Consider the following 25,428-nt stretch of genomic DNA (forward strand, 5'->3'; position numbering starts at 1 on the left):
CAGTGGGCCCATGCTTCACCAATGCGGTTAAATTCCGGTGAGATGGCGGAGCAGCTGACTCTTAATCAGCGGGTCTTAGGACAGAATTCGGCAGTCAGCACCCCTACAACAGGCCGTGTTTCCTGAATTCCGCCTGCTCGTCACCCGATATCCAGCCAAACACCTTCAGCTTGCCATCGCGCTTTTCGACGAGATAGTTGATCGCAAAGTCGATGGTCACGAGACTCCCATCCTTGCGTTCATAGTCACCGGACCAGTTTACCTCAGCCACGCAATGGTCCTGATCGATTGGCATCACCGAGACATCGACGCAGGTCATTCTCTTGCTGCCGAGGGCACGATAGGCCTCAAAACCCTTTGTCATAATGGCCTTCAACTGCTCGCCATTCTCGCCAACCATGACCGCCGCCGGCGTCACCGAGACAAAACCCGCCGAATACATGTCCGCGACGTCGTTGAGATCGACGGTGTCGGCGATCGCGTCATTGTAGATTTTCTCATAGGCCTTGAAGAATTTTCGCACATCCGCCTTGGCTACCATTCTCGCCTCCCGGCTCGAAAAAGTGTTGGTCAACGGCACTGCAAATGCGGGCTGGTGTGCATCGTTCCCGTGCGGGGGGAGACTACCCCAGCCGCCCCAGCACTGGAAAATTCTCCAGCAGCCAATACGACACGGTCTGCACGCCACCAGTCAGAAAAAACACGCCGGCGATCACCAGCAGCGCGCCGATGGCCTTTTCGACGCGGCCGAGATGGACGCGGAATTTGCCGAGGAAGCGCATGAAGGCGCCGGAAAACAGCGCGGCGATCAGGAACGGGATGCCCAGCCCCAGCGAATAGGCGGCGAGCAGCAGCGCGCCCTCGCCCACCGTTTCACGGCCGCCGGCCAGCGTCAGGATCGGTCCCAAAACCGGGCCGATGCAGGGCGTCCAGCCGAAGGCGAAAGCCAGCCCCATGACATAAGCCGCGACCGCACTTGCCGGCTTTCCCTGTGACTGGAAGCGCGCCTCGCGTGACAGCAGCGGAATGCGCAGGACGCCGAGGAAATTCAGGCCCATCAGGATGATCAGCACGCCTGCGCCCATGGCCAGCGGCTCCTGCCAGACGCGTAGCAGCCGGCCGATGGTCGAGGCGCCGGCGCCGAGCGCGACAAAGACGGTCGAGAAGCCGAGCACGAAGGCGATCGAAGAATAGATCAGCGCGCCGCGTGCGCCTTCACGCGCTGTCGCACCCGCATTGCCACGGAAATCGTCGACCGAGACGCCGGCCATATAACAGAGATAAGGCGGCACCAGCGGCAGCACGCAAGGCGACAGGAACGAAATCGCCCCAGCCCCGACCGCGCTGACATAGCCGATGTCCAATGCCATTTCCAAGAACTCCAATGTCGTGACGCCGATATAGCGACGCGCAGCCTTGTCCACCAATCACCATTGTGTTGGCAAGATCATCCATTGCCCGACGCACTTGCCAGGAAGAAACGACAGCCCGCAGGCGTTGATGCTGTGAGGCCGCGATTTCCCGCGCGTCTCCAGATATCAGTCAGGAGATTTCCATGAAAACCATAACCGCAGGACTGGCAGCGCTTCTGCTCAGCACCGCCGCATCCTTCGCTGCCGACGCGTGGAAGGAAGCCGAGGTCAATGGCGCCAAGATCTACACCGACGCCAATGGCATGACGCTTTACACCTATGACAAGGACGAGAAGGGCAAGAGCAACTGCTACGACAAATGCGCCACCAACTGGCCGCCGCTGAAAGCCGAAGCCGGCGCCAAGGCGGATGACGAGTGGAGCGTCGTCGACCGCACCGACGGCACCAAGATGTGGGCCTATGACGGCAAGCCGGTCTACACCTTCATAAAGGACAAGAAGCCCGGCGATGTGACCGGCGACGGCGTCGGCGAAGTCTGGTATATCGTCAAGGCCGACTAAGCACGCCAGTCCCGCTGCTGGCGGGACAAGGGCTGGTCGCCGGGCATCTCCATGCCATCCGGCGGCCGGCATCGAACAGCCCGTTATAATGTCGCCCGTCCTGGTTTGGGCAGCATTTCAACGACTCGGCGGAAAATGAATCGGGTCGTTTCCGCTGACTCAGACCCACCATCTGCCTTTCCCAAATTCTGTGATTTTCTCCATACACTCTAAGAGTGTATTGCTGCGGACCGGCCCGCAATTTGGGCGCTTCCCCTTGACCGGATGCAAAAGCGCGGCCATGTGAGCGACAAATAGAACGAGATTTCGTCGCGCGCAGCGGAATTCTTCTGCCGCACCACAGCTGATATGAGACCTCATGGACGTCGTCGTCGTCGAATCGCCGGCCAAGGCGAAGACAATCAACAAATACCTCGGCAAGAACTACAAGGTTCTGGCCTCGTTCGGCCATATCAGGGACTTGCCGGCCAAGGATGGCTCGGTGCGTCCGGATGAGGATTTCGCCATGTCCTGGGCGGTCGACACCGCCTCTGGCAAGCGCCTCGCCGACATCGCCAAGGCGGTCAAGGACGCCGACGGCCTGATCCTCGCCACCGATCCGGATCGCGAAGGCGAAGCGATTTCCTGGCATGTGCTGGAAGTTCTGAAGCAGAAGCGCGCGCTGAAGGACAAGCCGGTCAGCCGCGTCGTCTTCAACGCCATCACCAAATCGTCGGTGCTGGAAGCGATGGCCAATCCGCGCCAGATCGATGCGCCGCTGGTCGATGCCTATCTCGCCCGCCGGGCGCTGGATTATCTCGTCGGCTTCACGCTGTCGCCGGTGCTGTGGCGCAAGCTGCCGGGCGCCCGTTCGGCCGGACGCGTCCAGTCGGTTGCGCTGCGTCTCGTCTGCGACCGCGAATCCGAGATCGAGCGCTTCATCCGCGAGGAATACTGGCAGATCGCTGCACTGCTGGGCACGCCGCGCAACGAGAATTTCGAAGCGCGGCTGACCGCCTTCGATCGCAAGAAGCTGCAAAAGCTCGACATTTCCAACAAGGCGCAGGCCGACGACATCAAGTCGATGCTCGAAGGCGCAACCTTCAAGGCGGTGTCGGTAGAAGCCAAGCCGACCAAGCGCAATCCCGGCCCGCCCTTCACCACCTCGACGCTGCAGCAGGCCGCCTCGTCGGGTCTCGGCTTCTCGGCCAGCCGCACCATGCAGGTGGCGCAACGCCTCTATGAAGGCATGGAGATCGGCGGCGAGACCACCGGTCTGATCACCTATATGCGAACCGACGGCGTGCAGATGGCACCCGAGGCAATCGACGCCGCACGCGATGCCATTGCCAAGGAATTCGGTCCGAAATACCTGCCGGAAAAGCCGCGCCAATATACGGCCAAAGCCAAGAACGCCCAGGAAGCGCACGAAGCGATCCGCCCGACGGATTTCATGCGCACCCCGGCATCGGTCAGGCAATATCTCGATTCCGACCAGATGCGGCTCTATGAGCTGATCTGGAAGCGCGCCATCGCCAGCCAGATGCAGCCGGCCGAAATCGAGCGCACCACCGCCGAGATCGAGGCGGTCAATGGATCGCGCACCGCGGAGCTGCGTGCCATCGGTTCGGTCGTTCGGTTCGACGGTTTCATCGCCGCATACACCGACCAGAAGGACGACGATGCGGAAGACGAGGAAAATCGTCGCCTGCCCGAGATCCGTGCCGGCGAGCAGCTTGCCCGCCAGGCGATCAACGCCACCCAGCACACCACCGAGCCGCCGCCGCGCTATTCCGAGGCGTCGCTGATCAAGAAGCTGGAAGAGCTCGGCATCGGCCGGCCTTCTACCTATACGGCGATCCTGAAGACGCTCGAGGACCGCGATTACGTCACCATCGACAAGCGCCGGCTGGTGCCGCAGGCCAAGGGCCGGCTGCTGTCGGCCTTCCTCGAAAGCTTCTTCAAGCGCTATGTCGAGTACGACTTCACCGCGTCCCTCGAGGAAAAGCTCGACGAGATTTCCGACGGCAAGCTCGCCTGGAAGGACGTGCTGCGCGATTTCTGGAAGGATTTTTCCGGCGCAGTCGCCGACATCAAGGAACTGCGCGTCACCGACGTGCTGGATGCGCTGAATGAAGAGCTGGCGCCGCTGGTGTTCCCCGCGCGCGAGGACGGTTCGAACCCACGCATCTGTCCGAAATGCGGCACCGGCAATCTGTCGCTGAAGCTCGGCAAGTTCGGCGCCTTCGTCGGCTGCTCCAACTATCCCGAATGCTCCTTCACCCGCCAGCTCGGCGATGCCGCCAACCCCAATGGTGAGAATGGCGGCGGCGAAGACGGCACCAAGGTCATCGGCAAGGACCCCTATACGTCAGAGGAAATCACGCTACGCAGCGGCCGCTTCGGCCCCTATCTGCAACGCGGCGACGGCAAAGAAGCCAAGCGCTCCAGCCTGCCCAAGGGCTGGACGGCAGAGTCGATCGACCACGAAAAGGCGCTGGCGCTGCTGTCGCTGCCGCGCGATGTCGGCCAGCATCCGGAAACGGCCAAGATGATCTCGGCCGGGCTCGGCCGTTACGGCCCGTTCGTGCTGCATGACGGCACCTATGCCAATCTTGAAAGCATCGAGGACGTGTTCTCGATCGGCCTCAACCGCGCCGTGTCGGTGATCGCCGAGAAGCAGCTGAAGGGCAAGGGTGGCCGCAATGGCGGCACGGCCGCTGCGCTCAAGGAGCTCGGCGACCACCCCGATGGCGGCGGCAAGATCGTCGTGCGCGACGGCAAATACGGGCCTTACGTGAATTTCGGCAAGGTCAATGCTACGCTGCCCAAGGGCAAGGATCCCCAGTCGGTGACGATGGAGGATGCGCTGGCGCTGATTGCCGAGAAGGAAGCCAAGGGCGGCGGCGGCAAAAAGCCGTTCCGCAAGGCGGCCGCGGCCAAAGCTCCGGCAACCAAGAAAGTAGCCGCCAAGAAGCCGGCTGCGAAGAAGCCGGCCGCGAAGAAAAAAGGGTAGGACAGCGTGGCGCGCAAGATCACCGGCAGAACCCACGGCGATCCGCGCACCGCCGACACCAGGGCCAAGGTCAAGGACGACTATCGGCCGTCGCGTGACGAAATCCTGCGCTACATTGCCGAAAATCCTGATCGCGCCGGCAAGCGCGACATCGCCAAGGCGTTCGCGCTGCGCGGCGACGACCGCATCTGGCTGAAGGATATTTTGCGCGACCTGCAGGACGAAGGCGTCCTCACCAAGGAGCGCAAGGGGCTGGCCCGCGTCGGTGCCCTGCCCCATGTCACGGTCCTCGATATTTTCGACCGCGATGCCGATGGCGTGCTCTTGGCGCGCCCAACCGAACACACAGCCAATGGGCCGCCGCCCATCGTTTCCATCCGCCTGTCGCGCAGTGGCAGTGGACCGGCGCCCGGCATTGGCGACCGCGTGCTGGCCAAGACCTTTCCCGCCGATGACACGAACGTCGCCCTGGGCGGCCCCGCCTACACCGGGCGGGTGGTGAAGATTTTCGAAAAGCGCACCGATGCCGTGCTCGGTATCTTTCGCATCCTGCAGGACGGCACCTTCCGCATCGAACCGGTGGAACGGCGCCAGCCCGAACTGATCGTCGACAAGGAATTCCAGAACGGCGCCAAGAATGGCGACCTGGTCGAGGTCGAGCCGGCGCGAGCCTCCCGTTTCGGCTTGCCGAGAGCCAAGGTGCTCAACGTGCTGGGCTCTCTGACCAGCGAAAAGGCGGTCTCTATGATCGCCATCCATGCGCACGACATTCCGCATATCTTCCCGGCCGACGTCATCGCAGAATCCGAAGCGATCAAGCCGGCGACGCTGGATCACCGCGAGGATTGGCGCGACCTGCCGCTGGTCACCATCGATCCGGCCGACGCCAAGGACCATGACGACGCCGTCTTCGCCACGCCGGATCTCGACGAGAAGAACCCCGGCGGCGTGGTTGCCACCGTGGCGATCGCCGACGTCGCCGCCTATGTGCGCTATGGCACTGCACTCGACCGCGAAGCGCTGAAGCGCGGCAACTCGGTCTATTTCCCGGATCGTGTCGTGCCGATGCTGCCCGAGCGCATCTCCAACGATCTCTGCTCGCTGCGCGAGGGCCAGGACCGGCCGGCATTGGCGGTGCGCATGATCTTTTCGGCCGAGGGCCGCAAGCTCAGGCACACCTTCCATCGCGTCATGATGAAGTCGGCGGCAAAGCTCGCCTACCAACAGGCTCAGGCGGTGATCGACGGCGCGCCGGACGACAAGACAGGCCCGATCCTCGAAACCGTGCTGAAGCCACTGTGGGACGCCTATGCGATCCTGAAGCGCGGCCGCGATGGCCGCCAGCCGCTCGAACTCGATCTGCCGGAGCGCAAGATCGTACTCAAGCCGGACGGCACCGTCGACCGCGTCATCGTGCCGGAGCGGCTCGATGCCCACAAGCTCATCGAAGAATTCATGATCCAGGCCAATGTCGCCGCGGCCGAGACGCTGGAGGCGAAGAAGCAGGAGCTGGTCTATCGCGTCCACGACGCGCCGTCGCTCGCCAAGCAGGAATCGCTGCGCGAGTTCCTGCAGACATTGGGCCTGTCACTGGCGCGCGGCGCGCAGATGCAGCCAAGCCAGTTCAACGGCATTTTGGAGCGCGTGCGCGGCGCCGACAATGAAGGCCTTGTCAACGAAGTGGTGCTGCGATCGCAGAGCCAGGCCGAATACTCGCCAAAGAACATCGGCCATTTCGGTCTCAACCTCCGCCGCTACGCCCATTTCACCTCGCCGATCCGCCGCTATGCCGATTTGATCGTGCATCGCGGACTTATTGCCGCACTCGGACTGGGTCCGGGTGGGCTGACGCAGGACGAAGCGGCACGGCTCGAAGATGTCGCGGTGCTGATCTCCGGCACGGAACGCCGCGCAATGGCGGCCGAGCGGGACACGGTCGACCGTCTGATCGCCGCCTATCTCGCCGAACGCGTCGATGACCGCTTCGATGCCCGCATCTCCGGCGTCACCAAATCAGGACTATTTGTCCAATTGCCGCAGTACGGCGCGGATGGTTTCATCCCGGTGTCAACTCTGGGCGGCGATTACTATATATACGATGAAACGGCTCGCTCCCTGTTCGGAGAACGCTCTGGCAAAGGCTACCAACTCGCGGACCGCGTCGAGGTCCGGCTTATCGAGGTGGCGCCGATGGCCGGCGCGATGCGCTTCGAGATGTTGACCGACCCAAAGCCTCTGCCGGGCTCCAAGCGGTCGTTTCACAAGGCCAAGGGCCGCGCCCGCGCGTCGCAATCGCGACCGGGTTCGCGCGGCAGGAGACGATGATGACAACAGCCATGGAAGAACAGGTTTTCGGCGGAGAACATCACTCGGGCCGGGCCGCACGCCCGCTGTGGACGGCGATGAAGCGCGGCCTGCTCGGCCGCTGCCCGCATTGCGGCGAAGGCAAGCTGTTTCGCGCTTTTACCAAGACCGTCGACACATGCGGCGTCTGCGGCGAGGAATTGCATCACCACCGGGCCGACGACCTGCCGGCCTACCTCGTCATCGTCATCGTCGGCCACATCGTGCTGGGCGCCTTCATGGGCGTTGAGGCGACGTCGACTTTGTCCATATGGCAGCACATCGCCATCTGGGTGCCGCTGACCATCCTTTTGTCGGTTGCGCTGCTGCAGCCGGTCAAGGGTGCCGTCATCGGACTGCAATGGGCCTTCTATATGCACGGCTTCGGCGGGGAGCACGACGTGATCGAGCCGCATCCCGGAGCCTAGGCCGCAGCCAAGAATGCTGCCTGGCGCAACATACCGACCGTGAAAGGCCACTTTCGCTTGCCAGAAGTTTCCGCTAGGTCCTGCGCATGGACGGTATGACCAAGGCGGAAGTCGACAGGATCGAGCGGAGCATGATCGCTCATAGCGACCGGCCAATTCGCCCGCGCGACGCGGCAACCCTCATCCTGCTCGACCGCAAGGACGACGACGTACTGGTTCTGATGGGTCGCCGCCATGCCGGCCACGCCTTCATGCCGGGCAAGTTCGTCTTTCCCGGCGGCCGCACCGATCCGGCCGATAGCCGCATACCGGTCGTCGCCGCCCTGCACCCGAAGCAGGAAGCCAAGCTGATCGCCGGGCCGGGGCGCACAAGCGCCGCACGAGCCCGCGCCATCGCCCTGTCGGCCATCCGAGAGACCTATGAGGAAGCCGGGCTGCTGATCGGCCGCAAGGGTGCTTTCGCAACCCCCAGATCCGACTGGCAAGGCTTTGCCGAACACGGCGTGCAACCCTCTCTCGACATGCTGCGCTTCGTCGCGCGCGCCATCACGCCGCCCAACCGGGTGCGCCGCTTCGACACCCGCTTCTTCAGCGCCTGGCGTGACGACGTCGCGGTCGAACTGCCCGGTGGCGGTCCGACCAACGAACTGGAAGAGCTGGTCTGGCTGCCGCTTGCCAAGGCCAGGGAAGCCGACATACCCGACATCACCCGAATGATCCTGGACGAGTTGGAAAAGCGCCTCGCCCATGATCCACTGTTGCGTCCAGGCGGTCCCGTGCCCTTCTACCGGCTTGTCCGCAGCCGCTTCATCCGCGAACTTCTCTAGAGCAATTCCAGGAAAGTGTGACGCGGTTTTCCGTCCGAATTGCGTAAGATCAAACAGACAGAGTATTCAGCATCCATGACGGTCGATACCCAACCAAAGGGCGACGAGCGCGTACACTGGCTGCCGATGGTGGCGGCGATCTCGTCGATCAGCGTCGTCGGCATCGCCATCGGCCTCGGCATGCCGCTGCTCAGCGTCATCCTTGAAACACGCGGCCACTCGGCTTCGATGATCGGCCTCAACACCGCCGTCGCCGGCCTCGCCTCGATCGCCGGTGCGCCGCTGGCGACCCCGCTCGCCATGCGCTTCGGCGTTGCCTGGACCATGATCGCCATGATCGCCGCCGGCGCGCTGGCCTTTGTCGGCTTCCATTTCGCACCCGATTTCTGGATGTGGTTTCCACTGCGCATCGTGCTGCACATTGCGCTGACGGTGCTGTTCATCCTGTCTGAATTCTGGATCAGCACCTCGGCGCCGCCGCACCGGCGCGGCCTTGTCCTTGGCATCTACGCCACTGTCCTGTCGCTCGGCTTTGCCGCCGGACCGTGGCTGTTCGCTCATCTCGGCAGTTCCGGCTTCAGGCCGTTCGGCGTCATCATCGCGTTGGTGACGCTGGCGGCCATACCCGTGCTGGCAGCACGCAACGAGAGCCCGTCGATCGCCTCGGATGGCGAAACCAGCAATTTCCTGCGCTACATCTGGCTGGTGCCGTCGGCGACCGCTGCCGTGCTGGTGTTCGGCGCGGTGGAAACCGGCGGCTTTGCGCTGTTCCCGATCTACGGCAGCCGAATCGGCTATTCCGAGGCCGATGCGGCCCTTCTGCTGACCATGATCGGCCTCGGCAATGTGTTGTTGCAGATCCCGATCGGCATGATCAGCGACCGCGTCAGCGATCGCCGCTACCTGCTGATTGCCTGCGCGACGGTCGGTCTTATCGGCACCGTGTTCATGCCCTTCTTCGCCCAGAATTGGCATTTGATGGCCGCGCTTCTGTTCGTCTGGGGCGGCGGCGTCGCTGCCATGTACACGATCGGCCTTGCCCATCTCGGCTCGCAGCTTTCCGGCCATGAACTGGCGTCGGCCAATGCCGCCTTCGTGCTGTGCTACGGCGTCGGCATGGTGCTCGGCCCGCAGGCGATCGGCATCGGCATGGATGCGTTCGGCCCGTCCGGCTTCGGCTGGTCGCTCGGCCTGTTCTTCGCCGCCTATATCGCTTTGGTCGCCGTCAGGTTGGTTCGCAAGATCCTGCTGTAGCGCGACTGCGGCCTGCCATGCATTTGGCACGGCACGGTGACAGGCTGCTGACAGAACCGTGTCAGGAGCACAGGGCTAAAAAGGTGTCCCAAAACACTTGAGGACACTTCCATGATCGACAGCGGCTTTGAAACCACATCGCTACGAATGACACTGCTTCTGCTCGTGACCTTCCAGGCTCCGGCCGCCGACGTCGACCGCATCATGGATGCCGTGGTGGCGATCGCGCCGCTGGCCATGGGCAAATATGACCGCAATGCCTATCAGTCGGCGCACGGCATCGAACGCTACAGGCCGCTTGACGGTGCGGCCGCCGGCGCCGAAACCGAATTGCGGCGGCGCCCCGGCACGGTCGAGGTTTCCTTCGAACTGCCGGACGACCAGGCGCTGGCCGCCCACGTCGTCGAGGCGATTTTCCAGGCGCACTCCTACCAGGAACCGGTGATCCGCATTCAGCCGATTCTCGCCAGCCGTTCCAAGGGGCTGGACGACCGCGCCAATCCGAATCGCTGGTGGAACACGACCGGAGACTGGAAGAAGGTTGCGGCATCGGCGACGGAAACCGCATGATTTCCGCTCCCGAGCCGGCTCTGGTGGGTCGCGCAAGGCCTACCGGGCTTGACTTTCCGGGCGCGTTCTTTATGTGTCGCGCCAAGTTTCCCGCGTCCGGGTGTTTCCCCGTGCTCCAGCGGCCAAAACCCCACGAACAAACGGACTGATATCATGGCCAAAGCCGCAAACATCAAGATCAAGCTTCTGTCGACCGCCGACACCGGTTTCTTCTACGTGACCAGCAAGAACAGCCGCACCAAGACCGACAAGCTGTCGTTCCGCAAGTACGACCCGGTCGCCAAGAAGCACGTCGAGTTCAAGGAAACCAAGATCAAGTAATCCGGGTTTCCCGCCGCAATGCCGAAACGCCGCCCAATGGGCGGCGTTTTTCGTTTGTAACAGTTGATTTCGTTGCATCCGAGCAGAGACTCCAGCCAAAGGATTGACCCTTAGCCATGGTTGCGGCACCCTTGGCCGTGGGTTGGGTGTCACGAATAAGGCGCCTATGCATGTCGAAGAAGTTGAAAGCTGCAATCATTGCAGCCCTTGTCGCTCTGGCTGCTGGCTTTGCCGTCAGCAACGGGCTGATAAGCCAGCAGACGGCCGATGAGATCAAGGCCAGGACTGACCAGGTTCTGACTGAGGAAGAGGCCGCACCGCCTGCACCTCAGCCTGACAGCCCCGCCACGCCTTCCACGGAACCCGCACCGCAGGCTCCGACACCTCCCGCCGCGGCACCCCCGCAAGGATCACAACAGGGTCAATGAAGAAGCCTCGCCAGGATGGGCTCCTCTCGTGCGATCGCGCCATCTGAGTGTATCGTTTTAATACAATCGCCAATTGGTAGACTTGCACCACGGATAGGTAGTTAGTTTCAGCGTCAGGCAAAAAGGGGGGAAATGCCTCGCACTGGGAGAAAACGATGTCCGTACAAAAAGGCGACTTTCGAACCAACAGAGCCGACTACGTGATTGCCGCGATGCATGGCGGAGTGACCGCCGAAGACAGCGTTCGAGACGAGAACCTGGCAAGGAGAAAGAAGTCCCTGTGGCTGAAGGAGCGGCGATCGGCCAAATCGGCTGAAAACCCGTTGGACAGCTCGCCGCTGTCCAAAAGAAGCCCTCGCGGTTAGCGGTCTACAATCGCCTTCCGCGATCACACCATATCCGCACACAACCCACTCGCCCATATTGCAGGTGCCACCGTCGGTGTTGACTAACTCCGACGGTGGCCTAGTTCGCGGCGAAATGACCTCCGTTCTTTTGAGAAGACGGCGGGACTAAGGTCTTGCGCCCTAGACGCAAAGGTCCGAGCGATCCTGTTAGGTTCCGGAAATGTCTCTTGGACGTTCCGCTATTTTATCCAATTGAAATGTAGCGTTACCGTGTATGTCCCGCCCGATAGCGGCGCCTGATCCGGCTGCCCGCATCCGACCCGGCTGCGTCCCCTCAGCCGATGCGCTCGCCGCTTTTCGCATCGAACAGATGCAGCTGGTCCGGTTCGGCCGCCAACCGCACCACGTCGCCGGACTTGACGCCGGCACGGCCCATGGCAAAGACGCACAGCTGCTGGCTGGCTAGCTTGACGTAGAACTGCGTCGAAAGGCCGAGCGGCTCGACCACACCCACCTCGCCCTTCAACGCACCCTCGTCCGCCAGCTTGATATGCTCGGGCCGCAAACCGACGGTGATGGCGTCACCGTGGGTCAGTGGCAGGCCTTCCGGCAGCCGCAGCGCCTGGCCGTCGGCCAGTACGGCCTCCAACGTAGCGCCCTTACGAACCGTCGCCGGCAGAAAATTCATGCCGGGTGAACCAATGAAACCCGCAACGAACATGTTGGCCGGCCGGTCGTAGAGATCGAGCGGCGCGCCGACCTGCTGGATCAGCCCGTCATGCATGACGACGATCCGGTCGGCCATGGTCATCGCCTCGATCTGGTCGTGCGTGACATAGACCGATGTCGTCTTCAGTTGCTGGTGCAGCGCCTTGATCTCGGCGCGCATATGGACGCGCAGCTTGGCGTCGAGGTTCGACAGCGGCTCGTCGAACAGGAAGACCTTGGGGTCCCGCACGATCGCCCGGCCCATGGCGACGCGCTGGCGCTGGCCGCCGGACAATTGCCGCGGCAGGCGCTGCAGGAAGGTGTCGAGCCCGAGCCGCTTGGCGGCGCCGTCCACCCTGGAGTCGATCGTCGCCTTCTCCGCCTTCTTCAGGAGCAGGCTGAAGCCCATGTTCTTCGACACGTCCATATGCGGATAAAGCGCGTAGGACTGGAACACCATGGCGATGTCGCGGTCCTTGGGTGCTACGTCATTGACCAGCCGCTCGCCAATGCGGATCTCGCCGCCGGAAGCCTCCTCCAGCCCGGCGATCATGCGCAAAAGCGTGGACTTGCCGCAGCCCGACGGCCCAACCAGGACGACGAACTCGCCATCGGCGATTTCAAGGTCGACCGCGTGCAGGACGCGGACGGCGCCATAGTCCTTGCGGACCTTCTCGAGCGTAACAGAGGCCATCGATCTATCCTTTGACGGCGCCGGCGGTCAGGCCGGTGACGAGATAGCGTTGCAGGAAGGCGAAGAAGATGCAGACCGGGATCAACGCCAGGATGGATGCCGCCATCATCTGTCCCCAATCGACGGCGAACTTGCCGATGAAGGTGAGCAAGCCGACGGCGAAGGTCTTCTGGTCGTCGCTGGAAATCAGCATTAGCGCGAACAGAAGCTCGCTCCAGGCGGCGGTGAAGACGAAACCGAGCGTCGCGCCCATGCCCGGCAGCGTCAGCGGCACGATCACCTTGCGCATCGCCTGTGCACGCGTGCAGCCGTCGATCATCGCCGCTTCCTCCAGATCCTTGGGAATGCCGTCGAAAAAGGACTGCATGAGGAAGGTGGCAAAAGCCGTGTTGAAGGCGGTGTAGATGATGATCAGCCCGGTCAGGCTGTTGATCAGTCCGATCTGACCCATCACGCGGTAGATCGGCGGAATGACCATCACCAGCGGAAAGGTCTGGGTCAAAAGCAACATCAGCGCCAGTGCTGCCTTGCCGCGAAAGGTGAAGCGCGACATGGCATAGCCGGCAAGCGTGGCGATGATTGTCACCAGTGCCGCCGTCGATACCGAGACGATGACGCTGTTGAGGAAATAGCGCGGGAAATCGGTGGCCTCGAGCACGGTTACGAAGTTCTGCAGCGTCATGTGCGACGGCCAGAAGGTGATGCCTTCGGAATAAAGCAGCCGCTCCGGCGTGACCGAGATCTTCAGCGTCCAGTAGATCGGGAACAAGGCAAAGAGCACGTAAGCCGCGATTGCCGCGTAGAGGCCGATGCCGCCGAAGAAGCGCTGCGAGGCTGTGCGTCCTGCGATCATCAGACGTGCCTCACAAGGGTGCGGCGGATACCGATCAGCGCAATCGCATAGGCAATGAGCAGGACCAATAGCAGCACGGCCACCGCCGAGGCATAGCCCTTGTCCAGCGATTTGAAGGCGCTGACATAGATGTAAACCGGCACAGTGTTGGTCGAGCCGGCTGGCCCGCCCTCCGTCATCACGAAGATCAGGTCGGCGAAGGTGGCGATCCAGATGGTGCGCAACATCACGGTGATGGCGATGGTCGGCGCCAGAAACGGCAGCGTCACCTTGGTGAAGCGCTGCCAGGGCGAAGCGCCGTCGATCGCCGCCGCCTCATGCAGTTCCGACGGGATCGACTTCAGCGCCGCCAGGAGCGTGATGGCGAAGAAAGGAATGCCGAACCAGATATTGGCGACGATCGGCCCCCACATGGCGGTTGACGGATCGGACAGCACATTGGTCGGCTCGGCCTTCAGCCCCAATGCAAACAGCCAGTGCGGCAGCGGGCCGATGATCGGATTGAACAGCCAGGCCCAGGTCAGGCCCGACAGGAAGGACGGCACCGCCCAGGGCAGGAACACCAGGGCTTGTACAGCCTTGCGGCCGCGAAACGGCTTGTCGAGCAGAAGCGCCAGGCCAAGGCCGAGGAAGAACTGGAAGAAAAGGCTGGCGACCGTCCACCACAACGTGTTGACCAGCGCCTGGCCCAGCACCTGATCCGACAGCATCGCCTGATACTGGCCGAGCCCGACATATTCGGACTTGAAGGCGGAGAACTTGCGGAAGGAGTAGCTGATGCCGATGACCAGCGGCACCAGAAGCACCACGACCAGCAGGATGATCGCCGGGCTGAGATAGAGCCATGGCTCGATAGCGGCATGGGATAGCCGCTTGCGACGCGGCTTGCCGACGGATCGTATTTCGGACACGGCGTAGGTCATTGGCTCGGGGGCGCTCCTGGAACGGCGTCGGGGACAGCGTCCTTCTCCCCGTTCACGGGGAGAAGATGCCGGTCCACCCTCCGCAGCTGCTGCGGATGACGGGCAGGCAGATGAGGGGCAGCGCGAACCTATCGAGGCATAGCGCCGCCCCTCATCCGTCACTTCGTGACACCTTCTCCCCTTGAACGGCGAGAAGGGAAGAAAAACTACTTCTTGTTCTTCGCCAGCCAGTCCTGCTGTTCCTTGGTCAGGAAGGCAGCCCACTGGTCGGCGACGTCCTTGGCCGTCTTCTGGCCAAGCAGCACTTCCTGAAAATTCTTGATCGCCACCTGGTCGACGAAATTGCCGAGGTTCTCCAGATGCGTCGGCGGGGTGACCATTTCATATTTGGAGCTGTCGCTGAGCTCCGTGAACCAGCCCTTGAACTGCTCGGTCTTGAAATGGGGATCTTGGTCGGCACCGTTGTGGATCGGGACGACGCCGACTTCCTTGGCCCATTCCAGATTGTCCTTCGGCGACAAAAGGGTCGCCATCAGCTTCCAGGCGTCGTCCTTGTGCTGCGAGTTGGCGAACATGGCCCAACCGGCATAGCCGAGTGTCGGATAGGATTTGCCGCTCGGCCCGACCGGCAATGGCGCTACCGCGAAATCGTCGGCGCTCATCTTGTCGGCGATGCCGAGCAGCGCGTCCGGATCCTGGTTGAGCATGGCGCAGGTGCCGGAATAGAAGCCGGTGACCGTTTCGTTGAAACCCCAGCTCACCGCATCCTTCGGCGCCAGTCCGTCCTTGTACATGTCGGCCAGCATCTGCAGGCCCTTGACCGAGCCCTCCTCGTTGATCGTCGAAGTGCCGTCCTCGTTGAAGTAACCGCCCTTGCCGGCGGCGATGTTCATGAACATGTGCATGCCATTGAAGGCGCCCGGCCCGCCGCGCAGGCAGTAGCCGTACTTGCCCGGGAGCGCGGAAATCTTCTTGGAATCGGCGACGAAATCTTCAAGCGTCGCCGGCGGGCCATCGAGGCCGGCCTCCTTGAACAGTTTCTTGTTCCAGAACAGCGCGTTCACATAGTAGCCGTAGGGGATCATGAACTGGGTGTTGTTGACGGTCGAGCCGAACTGTTTCGCGCGGTCGCCAAGCGTCTTGGCGTCATCCCATTTGGCCATATACGGGCCGAGATCCTCGAGTTGGGCATTGTTGGCATAGAGGCCCATCCAGCGCTCCGGCATCTCGACCACGTCGGGCGTATCGCCGGCCTGCACCATGGTCAGGAATTTCTCGAACGCCTGCCCCCAGGGCAGCGAGATCAGCTCGACCTTGATGCCTGGATTGGCCGTTTCGAACTCCGCGATCTGCTTCTTCAGGAATTCGGTGCGTGGCGGGCTGGTGATGACTTCGACCATTTTCAGGGTCGAATCGGCCACAGCATTTCCGGCGGAAATCGCCAGTCCCGCAACGGTGGCAAGCATGACGGTCAGTTTTTTCATGTTCAAGACTCCCATTTTGAACCCGCTTGTTATTTTCTGGCTTTTTCGAAGGCTTGGGCGACGTCAGCCCACAGGTCTTCGACACTCTCCAATCCGACATTGAAGCGGATGGTTCGGGGGCTGACGCCGAAGCGCGCCATCGAATTCAGGCCCGGCGTCTGCTCCAGCGACGCCTTGGCCGGCACGACCAGGCTTTCATGCCCGCCCCAACTGACGCCGATGCGGAAATATTTCAGCGCGTCGACGAAGACGGGGATGTCGATATCGTCCGTCACCTCGAAGGAGAACAGACCGGCATAGCCGGCCAGCGTTGCCTTGCCCGGGTGGTTCGAATAGACGGGATGGTTGACCCGCTCGACAGCGGCATGCGCCTTCAGCCGTTCGGCGATGGTCAGGCCGCTCTTCATGTGGTGCGGCAGGCGCAGCGGCAGCGTGCGCAGGCCGCGCAGCAAAAGCCACGCCTCGAACGGTGACAGCTTGCCGCCGAGATAGGAATAGGTCTGCTCGTTGATGTGCTTGATGTGGGCAGCCGAACCCGCCACGACGCCCGCGACCGTATCGCTGTGGCCGCCAAGGTATTTCGAGGCCGAATGCAGCACCAGGTCGACGCCATGCGTGATCGGCTTCTGGAACACCGGCGTCGCCCAGGAATTGTCGATCGTGGTGACGATGCCCTGTTCCTTGGCCAACCGTGTCAGATGCGCGATGTCCTGCAGCTCGAACATCATCGAGGTCGGGCTTTCCAGATAAAGCAGCTTGGCGCCGGGAAGTGCCGCCGCGACCGCATCCGGGTCGGAGCCGTCGACATAATCGACCTTGATGTTGAGCCGCGGCAATAGCCGCTCGAACAAACGGTAGGCATCGCCATAGCAATTGCGCACCGCCACGATGCGCTCGCCCGCACCGACGAACGCAAGCACCGTGGCGCTGATCGCCGCCATGCCACTGGAAAAGCCGCGCGCGGCTTCTGCGCCCTCGAGCGCTGCCACGCGCGCCTCGAACTCCATCACCGTGGGATTGTCGCCGCGCGAATAGATCGGCTGCCTTCGTTTGCCGGCAAAGGTTTCGGCCATCTCGGCATAGTTGGCGAAGGTGAACAGCGAGGTCTGGTAGATCGGCGGCACCACCGCACCGCCGGGGAACGGTTCGTCATGCGCCAAAAGCGTCGCCGCTTCGGTGAGATAGTCGTAATCGAAACCTGATGGATGCTCGTTCATGTCTGGCTCGAGAGTTTGAGTTTGGCCGCGCCGCGCTTGAGGTCATCCTCGACGGTGGCGATCAGCTTGAGCGCCTCGGCGCGAGCGCCCTGCGGATCGCGGGCAGCAATGCGTTCGTAGATGGTCCGGTGGTAGGGAAAGCTGGCGTGGCCGAAGTCACGCACGCCGAGCGGATGCTCCCAGAAGCGGTGAAACAGCTCATGCATGGCGGCGATGATCTGCTCGAACAGCGGATTGCCCGAGACCCGGTAGATCGCCTGGTGGAACTCCCAATCCTCTTCCGACGACATGCCCTCGCGCGTGCGGAACGCCTGTTCCATGATGTCGAGCTTGCGTGCGATCTCGGCAATATCGGCTTGGCTGGCGCGTTCGGCGCAAAGGGCTGCTGCCTCCGCCTCCAGCGCGCGGCGGATCTCCAGCGTCTGCATCAGGCTGGTGAAATCATTGCCGCCGGCCAGTGTCAGCGGCATGTGCAGCATATCAGGCGAAACAGCCGCCTTGAGATAGGTGCCGCTGCCTTGCCGGCGTTCGACGAGGCCGAGCCCTTCCCAGCGTGTCAGAGCCTCGCGCACGGTGTTGCGGCTGACCTTCAGCCGCTCGGCCAGAATGCGTTCGGTTGGGAGTCTGTCGCCCAGTTGCAGGGCTTCGGCGCGAACAAATCCCACCAACGCCTTCAACACGGCGTCGTCGCGCGCCGTGATTTGAATGGGTGGCAGGCTGTTCTGGTCCACATTTCCTCCGAGTGGTCCAATGGTCCAACCAATTCTGCATAGTTGAAAACTCCTGTCAACCAACTGTCAGGAGCACTGTCGGAGGAAGCGACGCAATATTCTCAAGGCGGTCGCGCGATCGCGTCTGCTAACCTGCGGCAGCAGGCGGCCCGAACCAGGTGGTCAGCGCGTCCACAAGGCCCCGTTGGGCTCCCGCCCCGGCCCAAGCCACATAACCATCGGGCCGGATCAAGACCGCGTCGGGCGCAACGACACTCCCGAGAGCCGGGAGGTCCCAGATACCGGCGTAACCGGCGTCGATCTGCCGGACCCGTTCTGCCCAGGGCGCGATGTCCAGTCTGCCGGGCTCACCGAGGTTGAGCAGCACGGGCCGCGCGTCGTGCAGCAAGGTGAAGACCCGCAACGGTCCGCCGGCGGTGGTCAGATCGAGATCGGGCATTCGCCGCCCAAGCAGCGGGTGCCCCTCGCCGAGGTCGTAGTGGACACACAGGCCGGACATCTCGGCTGCGATCTTTTTGCGGGGTTCATCCATGCCGAGCAACTCGGCAACGGTGTCGGCCAAGGCCTTGCTGCGATCATCCGTGCGGCGAAGCGCGACCTGCGCCATCGTGTTACGCAACACGCGGGCGGCAACAGGATGGCGCTCGGCATGATAGCTGTCGAGAAGGCTTTCCGGCGATATCCCCTTGATGACCTGGGCCAGCTTCCATCCAAGGTTCACCGCATCCTGCACGCCGATGTTGAGGCCCTGTCCACCCATCGGCGGATGGACGTGGGCGGCATCGCCGGCCAGCAGCACGCGTCTGTCGCGATATGCGGCAGCCTGGCGCGTCATGTCGGTGAAGCGGGAGAGCCAGGTCGGGCTGTGGACCGCGAAATCGGTGCCATAGATGGCAGCCAGCGCCTCGCTGAGCTCGCGTAGCGTCGGTTCGCCGCGCGCCTCCAGGCGGGGCTCCGTCAGCACGACGCCAACCTTCTTGCCGTCCTCGATCTTACCCAGGGCATGAATTCCGGAGGCGTTGCTGCGGAAGCCCCATGGCGGTTCTTCCGACATTTCGACCTCGGCAATCATCCAGCTCATCGTCGGATCCCATCCGGCGAACTCGATACCGGCCGCCTTGCGAATGGTGCTGCGGCCTCCGTCGCAGCCGACCAGATATGCGGCCCTCAGGCGGTGACCGGTGGACAGTTCGACGTCGACGCCGCTGTCGTCCTGGATAAACCCCGCAACCTCGTGTTCACGATAGATCGGCACCTTCAACTCGCCGACCCAGTCGGCCAGGATGCGCTCGATGTGGTTCTGCCGCAACGCCAACAGGTAATTGTGCCGGGTTGGGAAATCGCTGATGTCCAGGCGGATCATGTGAAAACCTACGGCCGGGCTCACTTGGCCCTGCGAGAGGAACCGATCGGCAATTCCGCGCTGGTCGAGCACCTCGATGGTGCGTGCATGGAGGCCGCCTGCGCGCAGGCCGGCAAGTTTCTGATCCAGCCGCCTTTCGACAATGGCAACGTCGACGCCTGCTAGCGCCAGTTCGCCCGCCAGCATCAATCCCGTCGGACCACCCCCGGCGATCACCACCGCATGATCTGAAACCATTGTCGTCACTCCCGTTTTCCGCACCTTGGTTCGGGTCGGTTTTACGGGAGGAGCCGGGTCTTGCCGCAAGCCCCTTGTGCGCCATATGTATGAAATGGAAGGGAACGGTATTGTTCCCCCTGTTGGTTGCCGCGGAACAAGCGCTCGGGGCAGTTTCCCGTAACGATATCCAGATTTTCAGGCGCAAAACCCAGAGTCTTCCGTGCTTTGGCACGGAGCTCTGATGTTCATTGGAAAGAAGGGGGCCGGTCGGCGTTTGGCAGCGGTACGAGGAGGCCACTATGTGCCAGCGCCGGCCGGCCGACCCCACGGACCCAGGAGATGCGGCGGACCTGAGCATCATGGGGTATTCCCAGGGACCGGAGCCGGCGGTCTATCCTCGTGCCGGCTTCGTCTTGGCCTGCACAGTCGCGCAAGAGCTTATGAAAATCAACAGTTTCTTAACCAAGGCTCGCGAATCGCTTGGATTAAGGTAAACGGGTAACCCTGTCGGGTTGACTGGATAATCGGGGCTGGATCACTACGCCGCCTTGGCGACGACCCGATTGCGGCCGCCGCTTTTGGCTTCGTAGAGCGCGAGATCGGCACGCTTCATCAGCGCCGCCACCGTGTCCACGCCCTTCAGCACCGACGACACGCCGACGCTGACCGTGACTTCGATCGCCTTGCCGTCCTGGCCGATGGCGAAAGCCGCCTGGGCAATTTCGGCGCGAATGCGCTCGGCCACCTTCTCGGCCACCGCGCCCTCGGTATCCGGCATCACCACGACGAACTCCTCGCCGCCAAAGCGGCAGGCAAGGTCGATACCCCTGACATTCTTGCGCAGCCGCCGTGCGAATTCCCGCAGCACCTCGTCGCCGCCATCATGACCGTGCGCGTCGTTGATCGCCTTGAAGCGATCGAGGTCGGTGATCATCACCGACAGCGGCCGGCGCCGTGCCACGGCGCGATCGAACAGCGTCTGCAGATGGCTGTCCAGATAGCGGCGATTGTGCAGCCCGGTCAGACCGTCGGTCACCGCCATTTCGATGGTCTGGGTGACGCTGGCCCGTAGCTGGTCGTTGTAGCGCTTACGGCGCACCTGCGTGCGCAGCCGTGCCGTCAGTTCCTGCTGGTCGATCGGCCGCATGAGATAGTCGTTGATGCCGAGTTCCAGGCCGCGAATGATACGTTCCTCCTCACCCTCCTCCGCCAGCAGGATAATCGGCACGAAGCGGGTGCGATCGAGCGAGCGCAACTGCGAACAGAGCCTCAGCGGATCGAAATCGGCGAACGCGGTCGAGATCATCACGCATTCATAGGATGTCTCGGCGGCCTGGAAGAAACCGGCATGCGGATCATGTGTGACGTCGAGGTCGGCCCGATCACGCAGCATCTTCTGGATGCGCTCGACGGATGTTTTGCGCTCGTCGATCAAAAGCACTTTCGGCGTCGTGTCCTCGGATGCGAAATTGCGGCTGAGCAACTCCCCGATGCCGATATTGCGCGTCGTCGAGGCGCGCAGCCGCAACTCGTCGGTCAGCGACTTCAGCCGAACCAGGCTCTTGACGCGCGTCATCAGCTGCAGGTCGTTGACCGGCTTGGTCAGGAAGTCGTCGGCGCCGGCCTCAAGCCCGCGGACGCGGTCGGAAACCTGGTCCAGCGCGGTGATCATCACCACCGGAATGTGCGATGTCGCCGGATCGCTCTTCAGCCGCCGACAGACCTCGAAGCCGTCCATATCAGGCATCATCACATCGAGCAGCACGACATCGACCTTGCCGTTCTCGCAGGTCTCGATCGCATCCGGCCCGTTGGTGGCGGTCAACACTTCGAAATATTCGGCCAGCAGCCGCACTTCCAGCAGCCGCACATTGGCAGGGATATCGTCGACGACGAGGATCCGCGCAGTCATTTCATAACGCTCCGACTCGGCTGAAGGGGCACATCACGCATCGCCCAGATAGGATTTGATGGTTTCGATGAAACGCGGCACCGAAATCGGCTTCGAGATATAAGCCTCGCAGCCACCCTGGCGGATACGTTCCTCGTCGCCTTTCATGGCGAAGGCGGTCACGGCAATGACGGGGATGACGTGCAGTTCGTCGTCCTCCTTCAGCCATTTGGTCACTTCAAGCCCCGACACCTCAGGCAATTGGATATCCATCAAGATGAGATCCGGCCGGTGCTGGCGTGCCAGATCGAGCGCTTCCAGACCGTTGCGGGTGCGCACGGTCTCGTAACCGCTTGCCTCGATGAGGTCCCGAAAGAGCTTCATGTTGAGCTCATTGTCCTCGACGATCATAACCTTCTTCGGCATCGATATCCCGTCCCGGCCGCCCTTCCGCTTCGAAGGCGACCGTCATGCGCCCATGTCTGAACGCACCAAACCCTGCTTCACTTTACGGCAATATGATTGACGAAACGGAAATCCGCGGCTGGAAAACAGCGCGAATTCCACCTCGTCGCCTGCGCGTCCAAAGGGCGCGCCACGCTCTAATGGCTTGCCGCAAGCAACTCTTGCCATTACTGCGGGAGAGACTCATTCCACACACCGAAGGTAGTGATGGCAAACGCAGCGTCAATGCGCGAAGAAGCGGATTCGATTGCCGTGAAGGCCCTGGGCTTTGTCGCCTCCGATCCGGAGCTTTTGCCGCGCTTTCTGGCTATCACCGGCATAGAGGTCCATTCGATCCGCAAAGCCGCCAGTGAGCCAGGTTTCCTGGCTGGTGTCCTGCAATTCATCCTCGCCCACGAGCCGACGCTGATGCGCTTTGCCGAGGAAACCGGCACCCCGCCGGCTGCTGTCGGCAAGGCCCTGCGGTCGCTGCCGCTGGGCGATGACAACCACGAGCATTCCATATGAGCGATGATCCAGAAACAGCGCGCCAGATCGAAGAACTGGCAGCCGACAACCGGCCGTTGCTGGTGCTCGATGTCGACGATGTCGTGCTCGAATTCATCCGCCCGTTTCCGAATTTCCTCAAGACGCGTGGCTATGGCCTGACGCTGGCCTCGTTCCGGCTGACCGGCAACATCGCAGAGACGGCCAGCGGCCGCCTGATCGAACAGCCCGAAGTCACGGCACTGCTGGGCGATTTCTTTGACACGCAAGCCGATTGGCAAAACATTACGGACGGCGCGGCAGAGGCTCTGGCAGGACTTGGCGACCGCGCGGAAATCATCTTGCTGACGGCCATGCCGCACAAACACCGTGCCGTGCGTCGTGTCCATCTCGACGCGCTTGGACTGAGCTACCCGCTTCTGACCACTGAAATGGCCAAAGGACCGGCAGTGGCCAAGCTTCGCGGCAAGGCCGGCCGACCGGTGGTCTTCGTCGACGATCAGCCGCACAATCTGGCGTCGGTGCGGGAATCGGTCGCCGACGCCGAACTGTTCCACCTGATGGCCGACAATTCGCTGCGCGCATTCCTGCCCCCGGTGACGGACGATGTGGTCGTCGTCCAGGACTGGCACGAAGCCGCGCCGAAGATCGCAAGCGCGCTGGGGCTCTAAACTCCAGCCTTCAGGGGTTCAGTTTCGCACCTGCGCCGCCGCTGTCGTCCCCGCTGTCATCGTCGCCGTCACCATCGTCCACGCTGTCGTCCACGGCCGGATCGGCAGGCTTCAGCATGACGCCATTGACGGTGACCGAACCGTCGGCCTTGGCGTTGACGATCCATTCCAGCCGGCCATCGGGCAGCGTCTTGCCAAAGCCCTTCGCCATGAGAGCGACTGGCACGTATTGGGCCACCTCCGGTTCCGACTTTGCCGCTTCCTGCAGGCCCTCGACAAGCTTGTCGAAGCCGGCGACATCGACGGTCACGCTACCTTCGGGCTTTTCGCCTGGGAATGTCATCTCGCCTTCCAGGGCGATCTCCGTATCCTTGTTCTTCACGGTGCTGTGGCCAAGCACGACCTTCGGCGTCTTGGCCATGAAGTCGGCCTTAAGCTGCTCGCCGAATTCGGCAGACAGCGGCGGATTCTTATTGAGATCAAAGGCTTCGATCGCCTTCTTCGCCATGCTGTCGAGATCGATATTGGCGCCGCCAAAGTTCAAATCGACATCGGTGGGCAACAACCCCACGCTCCAGCTCGGGAGAAGCTGGGTCGGCACGGTCAGTCCCGATGCCTTGATGCCGTAGGTGATCGTGCCATTTTGGGCGACGCCGTCGGAGCCGAACACGGTGCTGAACTGGGTGGCGCCGAAATTGCCGACCGGGCTTTCCACCGCGAAATCCTTGAAACCATAGGTCCCGTCGATACGCTGCCAAAGCGGTAAGGCGGCGAACAAAAGCGATTTGAGCTGCGCCTGGTTGGCCTTCAGCGTCGCCTCGTCCTCGTTGGCCACAGCAAATGCCAGGAGATCGAGCAATGGCTTGGTCTGCACGCCCTTGCCGCTGGCTTCGACCGATAGTTCCGGCGACCTGACGGTGACCGGGAATTTCAGCCCGCTCTCGGGGTCATCGAAATTGATCGCTTCGACAAAACTCGACACCTTCTGCGAGGTTATGAAATCGACGCCCCCGGTCGCCGACTTGGTCGCGGCAACGGTCGCGATGCCAGCGCCGGTGCTGGCCTCCATGTGCTGCTTGGCATCCTTCGACGCCATCGTCATGCCGGCCATCGAACTGGTGCCGCTGGTGAAGGCCGCCAGATTTGGATCGTAGACGCCCGAGCCCTTGCCGTCCTTGATCGAAAATTGAGTGCTTTGCAGCCCTTCGGGTCCGTTGAACTCGAAGGAGGCGCTCTGGGAGAAATCCATCGAGACATCCCAGGATCCGTCGCTGCGCGGCTTGACCATCAGGGCATAGGGCGCGAAGTCGAACTTCAGCAGTTTCTGGTCCGGAAATGATGCGGCAAGTGCCTTGAAATCGAACAGGATCTTGTAGGCACCACCTTCCAGCGAAACCTTCAAAATGCCTTTGTCGATGGCCTGCTTGCCGACATAGCGGGACAAGTCATCGGACAATTGCTTCGCACCCTGACTGTCGACGGTCTGACTGAGAGCAGGGGCACTCAACGCAAGAAGGAACACGAATGGCAGGGCACGGTTCACGCGAATTCTCCGTTTGACCGAGAAGAAAGGCTTTGTCCGTCTGGTATGAAATTACCGCTGCAACCGCAAGGTGAGATCGACAACGGCATCCGGGCAGGCAATCTCGATCAAAGCACCAGCCGCATCAGCGGCCGACCGGCCTTGCGTTCCAACAGCCTCTCGAAACCAGCCTTCTCGAAGACCCGCGACGAGCCGACGAACAGGCCGATCGAACGCGAATCGCGAGACAGATCTATCGGACAAGCCTCGAGCAGCCGTGCACCGTTCAGGCGGGCGAAATCGATGCCGCCTTCGACGAGGCGATGCGTGATGCCCCTGCCGCGCGCCTTGGTGCGGATGAAGAAGCAGGAGATGGCCCAGACGGCCGGATCCGTGGCGTCGGCAGGATCGACCGGTGCCGACCCCCTGCCCTGGTTGTTCCATTCGGGCACGTCGGCGCGCGGTCCGATCTGCATCCAGCCAACCGCCTGACCGTCCTCGAATGCCAGCAGGCCCGGCGGCGGGCCGGCCTCGATGCGCGCCTTGATGTGGTCCTTGTTGCGTTCCCGGCTGCTCTCGCGACGCATCGCCGGCGCCAGCCGGAAATGCGTGCACCAGCAGCCGTAGCAGGCACCTTGCTTGCCGAAGAGGTCCTCGAATTCAGCCCAAAGCTCGGGCGCAAGCGGCGCTATGGTCGTGCTCATGCGTTCTCCCCAGGCCAGCCTTGTCGCTGGCCTTGCACTGTCGTACCATTG

At 62.4% G+C, this 25,428-nt stretch carries 24 protein-coding genes; 11 read left to right on the plus strand and 13 right to left on the minus strand.

Going from position 1 to position 25,428, the window contains the following annotated elements:
- Positions 1-103: 103 nt before the first annotated feature.
- Both MESCI_RS20775 and MESCI_RS20780 read right to left on the minus strand, forming a co-directional pair.
- Positions 104-541, minus strand: a complete 438-nt coding sequence (locus MESCI_RS20775; protein WP_013531913.1) for a hypothetical protein — start codon at positions 539-541, stop codon at positions 104-106.
- An 82-nt stretch (positions 542-623) separates the two neighbouring features.
- On the minus strand, positions 624-1,370 hold the full coding sequence (locus tag MESCI_RS20780) for a cytochrome c biogenesis CcdA family protein (RefSeq protein ID WP_013531914.1): 747 nt from the start codon (positions 1,368-1,370) through the stop codon (positions 624-626).
- Positions 1,371-1,555: 185 nt separating this feature from the next.
- Here MESCI_RS20780 and MESCI_RS20785 point away from each other — a divergent pair, with 185 nt between their 5' ends.
- The 9 genes from MESCI_RS20785 to MESCI_RS20825 all read left to right on the plus strand — a co-directional run bounded on the left by MESCI_RS20785 (position 1,556) and on the right by MESCI_RS20825 (position 11,099).
- A complete protein-coding gene (locus MESCI_RS20785) occupies positions 1,556-1,933 on the plus strand; it encodes a COG4315 family predicted lipoprotein (protein ID WP_013531915.1) in 378 nt (125 codons plus the stop codon).
- A 358-nt stretch (positions 1,934-2,291) separates the two neighbouring features.
- Positions 2,292-4,928, plus strand: a complete 2,637-nt coding sequence (gene topA / locus MESCI_RS20790) for a type I DNA topoisomerase (protein WP_013531916.1) — start codon at positions 2,292-2,294, stop codon at positions 4,926-4,928.
- Between the two features lie 6 nt (positions 4,929-4,934).
- Positions 4,935-7,253 (plus strand): ribonuclease R, encoded by a 2,319-nt coding sequence (rnr, locus tag MESCI_RS20795; protein ID WP_013531917.1) that lies wholly within the window; start codon positions 4,935-4,937, stop codon positions 7,251-7,253.
- Positions 7,254-7,264: 11 nt separating this feature from the next.
- Entirely contained in the window at positions 7,265-7,699 is a 435-nt protein-coding gene (locus tag MESCI_RS20800) for a DUF983 domain-containing protein (RefSeq protein ID WP_024503574.1), read from the plus strand.
- Between the two features lie 86 nt (positions 7,700-7,785).
- Positions 7,786-8,526 carry an NUDIX hydrolase gene (locus MESCI_RS20805; RefSeq protein WP_013531919.1) on the plus strand — a complete coding sequence of 247 codons (741 nt, stop codon included), beginning with the start codon at positions 7,786-7,788 and terminating at the stop codon, positions 8,524-8,526.
- A 75-nt stretch (positions 8,527-8,601) separates the two neighbouring features.
- On the plus strand, positions 8,602-9,780 hold the full coding sequence (locus MESCI_RS20810) for an MFS transporter (RefSeq protein WP_013531920.1): 1,179 nt from the start codon (positions 8,602-8,604) through the stop codon (positions 9,778-9,780).
- Between the two features lie 111 nt (positions 9,781-9,891).
- Complete coding sequence (locus MESCI_RS20815; RefSeq protein WP_013531921.1) at positions 9,892-10,350, plus strand: YqfO family protein; 459 nt, start codon at positions 9,892-9,894, stop codon at positions 10,348-10,350.
- 153 nt (positions 10,351-10,503) lie between these two features.
- Entirely contained in the window at positions 10,504-10,671 is a 168-nt protein-coding gene (gene rpmG, locus MESCI_RS20820) for a 50S ribosomal protein L33 (RefSeq protein ID WP_006201775.1), read from the plus strand.
- Positions 10,672-10,841: 170 nt separating this feature from the next.
- Entirely contained in the window at positions 10,842-11,099 is a 258-nt protein-coding gene (locus MESCI_RS20825) for a hypothetical protein (protein WP_024503578.1), read from the plus strand.
- Positions 11,100-11,780: 681 nt separating this feature from the next.
- Here the strand turns inward: MESCI_RS20825 and MESCI_RS20830 are convergent.
- The 9 genes from MESCI_RS20830 to MESCI_RS20870 all read right to left on the minus strand — a co-directional run bounded on the left by MESCI_RS20830 (position 11,781) and on the right by MESCI_RS20870 (position 21,955).
- Positions 11,781-12,848 carry an ABC transporter ATP-binding protein gene (locus tag MESCI_RS20830; RefSeq protein WP_013531923.1) on the minus strand — a complete coding sequence of 356 codons (1,068 nt, stop codon included), beginning with the start codon at positions 12,846-12,848 and terminating at the stop codon, positions 11,781-11,783.
- Between the two features lie 4 nt (positions 12,849-12,852).
- Positions 12,853-13,701 (minus strand): carbohydrate ABC transporter permease, encoded by an 849-nt coding sequence (locus MESCI_RS20835; RefSeq protein WP_013531924.1) that lies wholly within the window; start codon positions 13,699-13,701, stop codon positions 12,853-12,855.
- The gene (locus MESCI_RS20840; RefSeq protein ID WP_013531925.1) at positions 13,701-14,624 is read right to left on the minus strand and encodes a carbohydrate ABC transporter permease; all 924 of its coding nucleotides are present in this window, start codon (positions 14,622-14,624) and stop codon (positions 13,701-13,703) included. Before MESCI_RS20840 ends, MESCI_RS20835 begins: the two co-directional genes overlap by 1 nt.
- Before the next feature lie 206 nt (positions 14,625-14,830).
- Positions 14,831-16,108: an ABC transporter substrate-binding protein gene (locus tag MESCI_RS20845; protein WP_013531926.1), complete on the minus strand. Its 1,278-nt coding sequence runs from the start codon at positions 16,106-16,108 to the stop codon at positions 14,831-14,833.
- Between the two features lie 29 nt (positions 16,109-16,137).
- On the minus strand, positions 16,138-17,325 hold the full coding sequence (locus MESCI_RS20850) for a PLP-dependent transferase (RefSeq protein ID WP_013531927.1): 1,188 nt from the start codon (positions 17,323-17,325) through the stop codon (positions 16,138-16,140).
- Entirely contained in the window at positions 17,322-18,056 is a 735-nt protein-coding gene (locus MESCI_RS20855) for a FadR/GntR family transcriptional regulator (RefSeq protein WP_013531928.1), read from the minus strand. Before MESCI_RS20855 ends, MESCI_RS20850 begins: the two co-directional genes overlap by 4 nt.
- A 127-nt stretch (positions 18,057-18,183) precedes the next feature.
- Positions 18,184-19,656: an FAD-dependent monooxygenase gene (locus MESCI_RS20860; protein ID WP_013531929.1), complete on the minus strand. Its 1,473-nt coding sequence runs from the start codon at positions 19,654-19,656 to the stop codon at positions 18,184-18,186.
- A 520-nt stretch (positions 19,657-20,176) separates the two neighbouring features.
- Positions 20,177-21,550 (minus strand): PleD family two-component system response regulator, encoded by a 1,374-nt coding sequence (locus MESCI_RS20865; protein ID WP_013531931.1) that lies wholly within the window; start codon positions 21,548-21,550, stop codon positions 20,177-20,179.
- A 33-nt stretch (positions 21,551-21,583) separates the two neighbouring features.
- Positions 21,584-21,955 carry a response regulator gene (locus MESCI_RS20870; protein WP_013531932.1) on the minus strand — a complete coding sequence of 124 codons (372 nt, stop codon included), beginning with the start codon at positions 21,953-21,955 and terminating at the stop codon, positions 21,584-21,586.
- Positions 21,956-22,201: 246 nt separating this feature from the next.
- On the opposite strand from MESCI_RS20870, the gene MESCI_RS20875 reads away from it, so the two are divergent.
- Positions 22,202-22,501: a DUF3572 domain-containing protein gene (locus tag MESCI_RS20875; protein WP_013531933.1), complete on the plus strand. Its 300-nt coding sequence runs from the start codon at positions 22,202-22,204 to the stop codon at positions 22,499-22,501.
- The gene (locus tag MESCI_RS20880) at positions 22,498-23,151 is read left to right on the plus strand and encodes a hypothetical protein (protein WP_013531934.1); all 654 of its coding nucleotides are present in this window, start codon (positions 22,498-22,500) and stop codon (positions 23,149-23,151) included. Before MESCI_RS20875 ends, MESCI_RS20880 begins: the two co-directional genes overlap by 4 nt.
- A 10-nt stretch (positions 23,152-23,161) precedes the next feature.
- On the opposite strand, the gene MESCI_RS20885 is transcribed toward MESCI_RS20880, so the two are convergent.
- Both MESCI_RS20885 and MESCI_RS20890 read right to left on the minus strand, forming a co-directional pair.
- Positions 23,162-24,694, minus strand: coding sequence for a hypothetical protein (locus MESCI_RS20885; RefSeq protein WP_013531935.1), 1,533 nt, complete (start codon positions 24,692-24,694; stop codon positions 23,162-23,164).
- Positions 24,695-24,801: 107 nt separating this feature from the next.
- A complete protein-coding gene (locus MESCI_RS20890; RefSeq protein WP_013531936.1) occupies positions 24,802-25,377 on the minus strand; it encodes a GNAT family N-acetyltransferase in 576 nt (191 codons plus the stop codon).
- Positions 25,378-25,428 lie beyond the last annotated feature (51 nt).

The organism is Mesorhizobium ciceri biovar biserrulae WSM1271 (genome assembly GCF_000185905.1).
GTDB lineage: Bacteria > Pseudomonadota > Alphaproteobacteria > Rhizobiales > Rhizobiaceae > Mesorhizobium > Mesorhizobium ciceri.